At 72.1% G+C, this 8,224-nt stretch carries 6 protein-coding genes; 3 read left to right on the top strand and 3 right to left on the bottom strand.

Going from position 1 to position 8,224, the window contains the following annotated elements:
- Window positions 1-110 precede the first annotated feature (110 nt).
- Complete coding sequence (locus tag ACFV9M_RS11680; RefSeq protein ID WP_385062612.1) at window positions 111-1,400, top strand: ribonuclease D; 1,290 nt, start codon at window positions 111-113, stop codon at window positions 1,398-1,400.
- A 72-nt stretch (window positions 1,401-1,472) separates the two neighbouring features.
- Here the strand turns inward: ACFV9M_RS11680 and ACFV9M_RS11675 are convergent, their stop codons facing one another.
- From ACFV9M_RS11675 to ACFV9M_RS11665, 3 genes are read right to left on the bottom strand one after another with little or no spacing between them, the layout of a single operon-like run.
- Entirely contained in the window at window positions 1,473-2,303 is an 831-nt protein-coding gene (locus ACFV9M_RS11675; protein ID WP_385062614.1) for a carbohydrate ABC transporter permease, read from the bottom strand.
- Complete coding sequence (locus tag ACFV9M_RS11670; RefSeq protein WP_385062616.1) at window positions 2,300-3,250, bottom strand: carbohydrate ABC transporter permease; 951 nt, start codon at window positions 3,248-3,250, stop codon at window positions 2,300-2,302. Before ACFV9M_RS11670 ends, ACFV9M_RS11675 begins: the two co-directional genes overlap by 4 nt.
- Window positions 3,250-4,563 carry an extracellular solute-binding protein gene (locus ACFV9M_RS11665; protein WP_385062618.1) on the bottom strand — a complete coding sequence of 438 codons (1,314 nt, stop codon included), beginning with the start codon at window positions 4,561-4,563 and terminating at the stop codon, window positions 3,250-3,252. Before ACFV9M_RS11665 ends, ACFV9M_RS11670 begins: the two co-directional genes overlap by 1 nt.
- 208 nt (window positions 4,564-4,771) lie before the next feature.
- On the opposite strand from ACFV9M_RS11665, the gene ACFV9M_RS11660 reads away from it, so the two are divergent.
- Both ACFV9M_RS11660 and ACFV9M_RS11655 read left to right on the top strand, forming a co-directional pair.
- On the top strand, window positions 4,772-7,162 hold the full coding sequence (locus ACFV9M_RS11660; RefSeq protein WP_385062620.1) for a glycoside hydrolase family 2 protein: 2,391 nt from the start codon (window positions 4,772-4,774) through the stop codon (window positions 7,160-7,162).
- Window positions 7,159-8,196 carry a LacI family DNA-binding transcriptional regulator gene (locus ACFV9M_RS11655; protein WP_385062622.1) on the top strand — a complete coding sequence of 346 codons (1,038 nt, stop codon included), beginning with the start codon at window positions 7,159-7,161 and terminating at the stop codon, window positions 8,194-8,196. Before ACFV9M_RS11660 ends, ACFV9M_RS11655 begins: the two co-directional genes overlap by 4 nt.
- The last annotated feature ends 28 nt before the right edge of the window (window positions 8,197-8,224 follow it).

Below are 8,224 nucleotides of genomic sequence, written 5' to 3'. Positions count from 1 at the left end.
GGGGTCCCGCGGCGTGGCGAGGGGGGGGGTGGGGGTTTTCTCCCCGTGCGGCGCGCGCCGGGCGACGTGGCGGGCGGGGGCCGCCGTCCACACACGGATACCCTTGACAGGTGACCGACGCCCAAGAAACCGCAGCAGCCAGCTCACTGCGAACCACCGGAGGCGCCCCTCCGGACGACGGCGGAACTACTGCTTCACCTGTTTCCGGGGCGCCGACACCACTGCTCGAACCACGCGAGGGCATCCCCGACGTCATCGCCGACGAGGCCTCCCTCGCCGCCGTGATCGCGGCCTTCGCCGCCGGTTCCGGCCCCGTCGCCGTCGATGCCGAGCGCGCCTCCGGCTACCGCTACGGCCAGCGCGCCTACCTGGTGCAGCTGCGCCGCCAGGGCGCCGGCACCGCGCTGATCGACCCCGTCGCCTGCCCCGACCTGACCGCCCTGGGCGACGCCCTGTCCGGCGTCGAGTGGGTGCTGCACGCCGCCACCCAGGACCTGCCCTGCCTGCGCGAGATAGGCATGGTGCCGACGCGGTTGTTCGACACCGAGCTGGCCGGACGGCTCGCCGGATTCCCGCGGGTCGGCCTCGGCGCCATGGTCGAGGGTGTCCTCGGCTTCGTCCTGGAGAAGGGACACTCCGCCGTCGACTGGTCGACCCGGCCGCTGCCCGAGCCGTGGCTGCGCTACGCCGCCCTGGACGTCGAGCTCCTGGTCGATCTGCGCGACGCGCTGGAGAAGGAGCTGGACCGGCAGGGCAAGCTGGAGTGGGCCCGGCAGGAGTTCGACGCGATCGCCTCGGCCCCGCCGCCCGAGCCCCGCAAGGACCCCTGGCGCCGTACCTCCGGCATGCACAAGGTGCGCCGCCGGCGGCAGCTCGGCGTCGTCCGGGAGCTGTGGCAGACCCGGGACCGGATCGCGCAGCGGCGGGACGTGTCGCCGGGCAAGGTGCTGTCGGACGCGGCCATCGTGGAGGCCGCGCTCGCCCTCCCGGCCACCGTGCACGCGCTCGCCGCGCTGAACGGGTTCGGGCACCGGATGGGGCGACGGCAGCTGGAGCAGTGGCAGGCCGCCGTGGACCGGGCGAGGGCGCTGAGCGAGTCGCAGTTGCCGCAGCCGGGGCAGCCGGTCGCCGGGCCTCCGCCGCCGCGGGCGTGGGCCGACAAGGACCCGGTGGCCGCCGCCCGGCTGTCGGCCGCGCGGACCGCGGTGTCGGCCCTGGCCGAGGAACTGAACATGCCGCAGGAGAACCTCGTCGCGCCGGACACCGTACGGCGCGTCTGCTGGGAGCCGCCCGCCCCGGTCGACGGGGAGTCGATCGCCGCCGCGCTGTCGGCGCTCGGGGCGCGGCCCTGGCAGGTCGAACAGGTGACGCCGGTGCTGGTCGCGGCCCTGTCCGCGTGAGCGCGCCCGGCCGCCGTGGGACCTGTCCGTCCCACGGCGGCCGCGAGGTCGCCGGGGCGCCTCTCGCTCACTTCACCGGGACGCGCCGCGCATGAAGCCGTTGTAGATGTACTTCTGCAGGGCGAGGAAGACGATCAGGGTCGGCAGGATGACCAGGACCGCTCCCGCCGAGATCGTCTCCCAGTGGGCCGAGTAGGGCCCCTTGAAGCGGAACAGTGACGTCGAGATCACGCCAAGATCCTGCGAGGGCATGTAGAGGAACGGGATGTAGAAGTCGTTGTAGACGGCGATCCCCTTCACGATCACGACCGTCGCGATCGCCGGTTTCAGCAGCGGCAGGATAATCCTGCGGTAGACGGTGAAGGAGTTGGCGCCGTCGAGGCGGGCCGCCTCGTCCAGGGAGACCGGGATCGAGCGGACGAACTGCAGGAAGATGTAGATCGACACGATGTCGGTGCCCAGGTAGAGGGCGATCGGCGCCCAGCGGGTGTCGAACAGGCCGAAGCCGTGGACGATCTGGAAGGTGGCCACCTGCGTGGTCACCCCGGGGACCAGCGCGGCGACCAGGAAGAGGGCGACCACCAGTTTCCGCAGGCGGAAGGTGAAGCGGTCGATCGCGTACGCCGTCATCGAGCCGATGAGGACCGTGCCGCCGACGGACACCACCAGGATGAAGGCGGTGTTGCCGAAGGCCGTGAGCATTCCGCCGTCGCGGAACGCCGTCACGTAGTTGTCGAAGTGGAGCGGGTCGCGCGGGAGCGTGAGGGCCCCGCCGTCGTTCGCGGTCTCGTTCCCGGTCTTCAGCGAGGTCAGGAAGACGACGCCCAGCGGGAGCAGGACGACCACCGCCGCGAGGACCAGCGACAGGTACACCAGGGCGCGGGCAACGGCTCGGCGGGTCATACGAGGTCCACCCTCTCGTCGGGGACGAGACGCCGCTGCACCCAGGTCACCGCCAGGATGATCAGCAGCAGCACCACGGCGGCCGCCGACGCGAGGCCCGTCTTGTTGAACTGGAAGGCCAGCTTCACGGTCTGGATCACGAAGGTCTCGGTGCCGGTCGCCCCGCCGGTCATGATGTACGGGATCTCGAAGGCGGACAGCGAGCCGGACACCGAGAGGATCACGGTCAGGGTCAGCACCGGCTTGATGCCGGGCAGGATGATGTGGCGGAACTGGTGCCAGCGGTTGGCGCCGTCCAGCTCCGACGCCTCGTACAGCTCCCCCGGGATGGACTGGATCGCGCCGAGGAACAGCACGAAGTTCATACCGAGGTGGCGCCAGACCGAGACGCCGGCGAGCGAGGTGTTCGCGGAGAACGGCGTGCCCAGCCAGGCGTGGTCGGTGTGGTATCCGAAGAGTGAGAGGACCGTGTCGAGGGTGCCGCCGTCCTGGAAGAAGTACAGGAAGACGAAGCCGATCGCGACACCGTTGACCAGGGAGGGGAAGAAGAGCACGCCCTTGAAGAAGTTCCGGAAGCGGACCTCGAAGCTCAGCACCGTCGCGAAGTACAGCGCGGCGACGATCTGGAACGCCGAGGCGGCCAGGTAGTAGCCGCTGACGAAGAACACCTGGAAGAGGTCCTCCCGGGTGAAGATCTCCGTGTAGTTCCCGGTGCCCGTGTAGTGCAGCTCGGGGCTCACGCCGTCCCAGTCGGTGAAGCTGTACGCGACCATGTTGGCGATCGGCGCGTAGGTGAAGGTGACCAGGAGGGCGAGCGGGGCGAGCAGGAACAGCCACGGGGTGACGGTCCGCCAGACCCGGGTCCGCCGCGGGGCCGGTGCGGGGGCGGCGCGCTCCGAGGCCGGCGCCGCGGCCTCGGAGCGCGCCTTCTCGGTGGTGTGCGCCATCAGCCGGCCACGTTCTTCCGCGTCTCGGTCCACTTCTCGCCGAGGCCGGCCAGGAAGTCGTCCAGGCTGCCCTTCTTCGCGCCGCGCGCGAGGTCGACGATGTCCTGCCGGTACTCGGGCTTGTTGATGCCGACCTCGGACTCGTCGTCGATCAGCTTGACCTCCGCGCCCGCCGAGTCGTCCAGCTCGATCAGCTTCACCCCCGCGTCCTCGTAGGGCTTCAGCACCTCGGGCATCGGCGCGTCCTTGAGCGGGGAGATGGCCAGGTTGTCCCGGTCGTAGCCGGACTTGTCGGTGAACCAGTCGATCCAGGCGCGGGCCGCCTCCTTGTGCTTCGAGTGGATGTTGACGGCCTGGTTGTAGTCGGGGCCGACGGTCGCGCAGAACGTGCCGTCGACCTGCGCGGGGAAGGGCATGAAGCCGATGTCGTCGGGGTTCACGCCGGCCTTCTTCGCGGCGTCCTGGAACTGCACGATCGCCCAGGTGCCGAGCCACTGGGTGGCGATCTCGCCCTTAGCCAACTGCGGCTTGGACAGCTCCCAGTTGGTGGTCGTCGGGTCCTTCTCGGCGAGGCCCTGCCGGACGATGTCGTACAGCAGCCGGTCGCCGGTGCGCAGGTCGGAGCCCGCCGCCCACGGGTCGCCCTCGGCGAGCTTCGTGGTGGCCTGCGGGTCGCAGCTGACCGAGCCGTTGACGAAGGTCCACGAGGTCAGCGGCCACTGGGCGGCGAAGTTGGTGTAGTAGGGGGTCGCGTCGGTCTTCGTCTTGATCGCCTTCAGGGCGGCCAGGAACTCGGCGGAGGTGGTGGGCCACGCGGTGACCCCGGCCTCCCGCCACACCCGCTTGTTGTAGACGAAGCCGGGCATCACCCCGACCGGGGTCTGGCCGTAGACCTTGCCGTCGACGGCGGTGAAGTCGGTGAAGCGGTACTTCTCGGAGCGCTCGGCCACGGTGCCGAGGGAGGCGAAGTACTTCGGGTAGTCGTCCTTCTTGATCACGCCGGGGATCAGCAGGACGTCGCCGTAGTCCTCCGTGTTCATCCGGATCTTAATCTCGGCCTCGTAGTTGGTGAGGGCCTGGAACTCGACCTTCACCTTGGGGTACGTCTTGTTGAACTCTGCGGCGTACGACTTCATCGTCCCGTCCTGCACGAGGTCCGTGCGGACGGTGAGGACCGTGATGGTGCCGCTCACCTTCGCGGGATCGGTGGGCGCCGCCGCCTCCGCGCCCTGGGAGGTGCCTGCTGTACCGGTGCAGCCGGGGAGCAGCAGGGCGGCTCCCGCGACGACGGCGAGGACTGTACGGCGGTTCATGTGCATCAGCTCCGTTCACGGGACGGACGAGCACGTGCGGGGTGGTGGAACGCGTACGGGTTGGTGGAACGCGTACGGGGTGGTGGAGCGCGTACGGGTTGGCTGGTTCGGCACTCTGGCAGCGCTTTCTCAACCGGTAAAGTCCCATTCCCGCCAAGGATGGGGAACAACGCTCGAACACTGGGGTTTACCGGTTTAGGGAGTGCGCATGCTGGAGGCGACACCGCTCACCGACGGATGGATCCTGCGGCACGGGCGGGACGCGCTCCCGGCCGTGGTGCCGGGGTGCGTGCACACCGATCTGCTCGCGGCGGGGGTGATCCCGGACCCGTTCCTCGGCCGGAACGAGACCGCGCTCGGGTGGGTGGGGCGGCGGGAGTGGACGTACGAGACGCGGCTGCCGGAGGCGGGGTCCGGGCACGAGCAGACCGATCTGGTCTTCGACGGGCTGGACACGGCCGCCGAGATCCTGGTGGACGGTCAGCTCCTGGGCCGCGTACGGAACATGCACCGCTCCTACCGCTTCGACGTGACCGGGACGAGCGGCACCCTGGCGGTCCGGTTCCGGTCCGCCTACGCCGAGGCGGAGGCCGTGCGCGGACGGCTCGGCGAGCGGCCGGCCGCCTACGCCGAGCCGTACCAGTACGTCCGCAAGATGGCCTGCTCCTTCGGCTGGGACTGGGGGCCGACCCTGGTCACGGCCGGGATCTGGCGGCCGGTGCGGCTGGAGCGCTGGTCGACGGCGCGGATCGCCCGGGTGCGCCCGCTCGTCACCGTGGAGGGGGGCGTCGGTGTCGTGGAGTTGCGGGTCGACGTGGAGCGGACCCGGGTGGAGGCCGCGCTCACCCTGGAGGCCCGGGTGGACGGCCGCCGGGTGCGGGCCGAGGTGGCGGGCACGGCCGGTGTCGTACGGGTGGAGGTGCCGGGGGCGCGGCTGTGGTGGCCGCGCGGGTACGGCGGGCAGCCTCTGTACGACGTGGAGCTGACGTTGCGCCACGGGGCGGCGCCGCTGGACGTGTGGCGGCGGCGGGTCGGCTTCCGGACCGTCGCGCTGGACACCTCCGCCGACGCGCACGGCACCGGGTTCACGCTCGTCGTCAACGGGGAGCGGCTCTTCGCGCGGGGCGTGAACTGGATCCCGGACGACGTGTTCCCCTCCCGGGTGACGCGGGAGCGCTACCGGGAGCGGCTGGGGCAGGCCGCCGGCGCCGGCGTGGATCTCGTGCGGGTCTGGGGCGGCGGGATCTACGAGAGCGAGGACTTCTACGACGCGTGCGACGAGCTGGGCCTGCTGGTGTGGCAGGACTTCCCGTTCGCGTGCGCGGCCTACCCCGAGGAGCAGCCGCTGCGGGGCGAGGTGGAGGCGGAGGCCCGGGAGAACGTCGTACGGCTGATGCCGCACCCGTCGCTGGTGCTGTGGAACGGCAACAACGAGAACCTGTGGGGGTTCCGGGACTGGCAGTGGGAGGAGCGGCTCGGCGGCGCCTCGTGGGGGGAGGGGTACTACCTCGGGCTGCTGCCGCGGGTGGTGGCCGAGCTGGATCCGACACGGCCGTACACGGCGGGCAGTCCCTGGTCGGGGTCGTGGCGGCACCATCCGAACGATCCCGCGCACGGCACGCACCACTCGTGGGAGGTGTGGAACCGGGAGGACTACGCCGACTACCGGCTCACCGTGCCCCGGTTCGTGGCCGAGTTCGGCTGGCAGGCCCCGCCGGCGTACGCCACGCTGCGGCGGGCGCTGCCCGGGGAGGAGCTCGCGGCCGGCTCCCCCGGCATGCTGCACCACCAGAAGGCCGAGGACGGCAACGGCAAGCTGGAGCGCGGGCTCGCCCGGCACTTCGCCGTCCCGGCGGGGGACTTCGACCGCTGGCACTACCTCACCCAGGTCAACCAGGCCCGTGCGGTCGCCGCCGGGATCGAGCACTGGCGCGCGCACTGGCCGGTGTGCGCGGGCACCGTCGTCTGGCAGCTCAACGACTGCTGGCCGGTGACGTCCTGGGCGGCGATCGACGGCGACGGGCGGGAGAAGCCGCTCTACCACGAGCTGCGACGGGTGTACGCCGACCGGCTGCTCACCGTGCGGCGGCGGTCCGGCGGGCTGCTGCTGGCGGCCGTCAACCAGGCGGCCGGGCGGTGGGCGGGGACGGTGTCGCTGCGGCGGATGTCCGTCGAGGGGGAGGTGCTCGCCACGGCCGGCGCCGCGTTCGCGGCGGACCCGCGGACGGTGGCCGGGGTGGAGGTGCCGGCGGAGCTGGAGCCCGCCGGGGCGAAGGAGTTCCTGGTGGCCGACGTGCCGGGCGCCGACGGCGGGGAAGGGCTGCGGGCCGTGCACTTCCCGGTGCCCGACCGGGAGATCCCCTATCCGCGCCCGGAGTTCGAGGTGGCCGTCGTCCCCGGGGGCGTCGAGGTGAGCGCCCGCACCCTGGTGCGGGACCTGCTGCTCCAGGCGGACCGGCTGGCGCCGGGGGCGCGGGCCGACCGGGGGCTCGTCACCCTGCTTCCCGGGGAGCGGGTGACGATCGGCGTCACGGGCTGGGAGACTCCGGACGCCGGCGCCGCCCGTGCCGCGCTGTACTGCCAGGAGCCCGCTCGATGACAGCCTCCCCGCCCTCCCGCGTCACCATCAAGGACGTCGCCGCGCGCGCCGGCGTGTCCAAGGGCGCGGTCTCGCTCGCCTTCAACCGCAAGCCGGGGCTGTCGGAGGCGACCCGGGACCGCATCTTCGCGGCGGCGCGGGAGCTGGGCTGGGAGCCGAGCCTGACCGCGCGGTCGCTGGCCGGCTCGCGCGTGGACGTGGTGGGGCTGGCGGTCTGCCGGCCGGCCCGGATGCTGGGGCTGGAGCCGTTCTACATGGAGTTCGTCTCCGGGGTGGAGAGCGTGCTGACCGAGCACTCCTGCTCGCTGCTGCTGCGGCTGGTGCGGTCCGTGGAGGAGGAGGTCGCGATCCAGGAGTCGTGGTGGCGGGGGCGGCAGGTCGGCGGGTCGATCCTGGTGGACTTCCGGGCCGACGATCCCCGGGTGGCGGCGGCCGAGCGGCTGGGGATGCCGGTGGTGGCCGTGGGGCATCCCTCGCTGACCGGCTCCCTGACGTCCGTGTGGACGGACGACGCCACCGCCGTGACGGAGGCCGTGCGGTATCTCGCCGCGCTGGGGCACCGCCGTGTCGCCCGGGTGGGGGGCGCCGCCGCGCTCGGGCACACGGTGATCCGGGCGGCCGCGTTCGACGAGGCGGCGCGGAGCCTGGGGCTGGCCGGGGCGTGGCAGGTCGCGACGGACTACTCCGGGGAGGCGGGGGCGCGGGCCACCCGGTCGATGCTGACGGCCGCGCCGCCGGACCGGCCGACGGCCATCGTCTACGACAACGACATCATGGCCGTGGCGGGGCTGTCGGTGGCGGCCGAGATGGGCCTGTCCGTGCCGCGGGACGTGTCCCTGCTGGCCTGGGACGACTCGCAGCTGTGCCGTCTGACCCATCCCACGCTGTCGGCGATGAGCCATGACGTGTTCGGCTTCGGCGCGGAGGCGGCGCGGACGCTGTTCGGGGTGATCACGGGGGCGGGCCCGGGATCGCACCCGGTGCCGACGCCGGTACTGACGCCCCGGGGGTCGACCGCACCCCCGAAGGTGTGACCTTCGCCGCTTGGGCGTCCCGGACTGG

Origin of the sequence: Streptomyces sp. NPDC059895 (genome assembly GCF_042731035.1) — a bacterium.
In the GTDB taxonomy this organism is placed as follows: Bacteria; Actinomycetota; Actinomycetes; order Streptomycetales; family Streptomycetaceae; genus Streptomyces.
The sequence above is the reverse complement of the archived record's forward strand: the minus strand, read 5'-3'. Positions and strand labels throughout refer to the sequence as shown.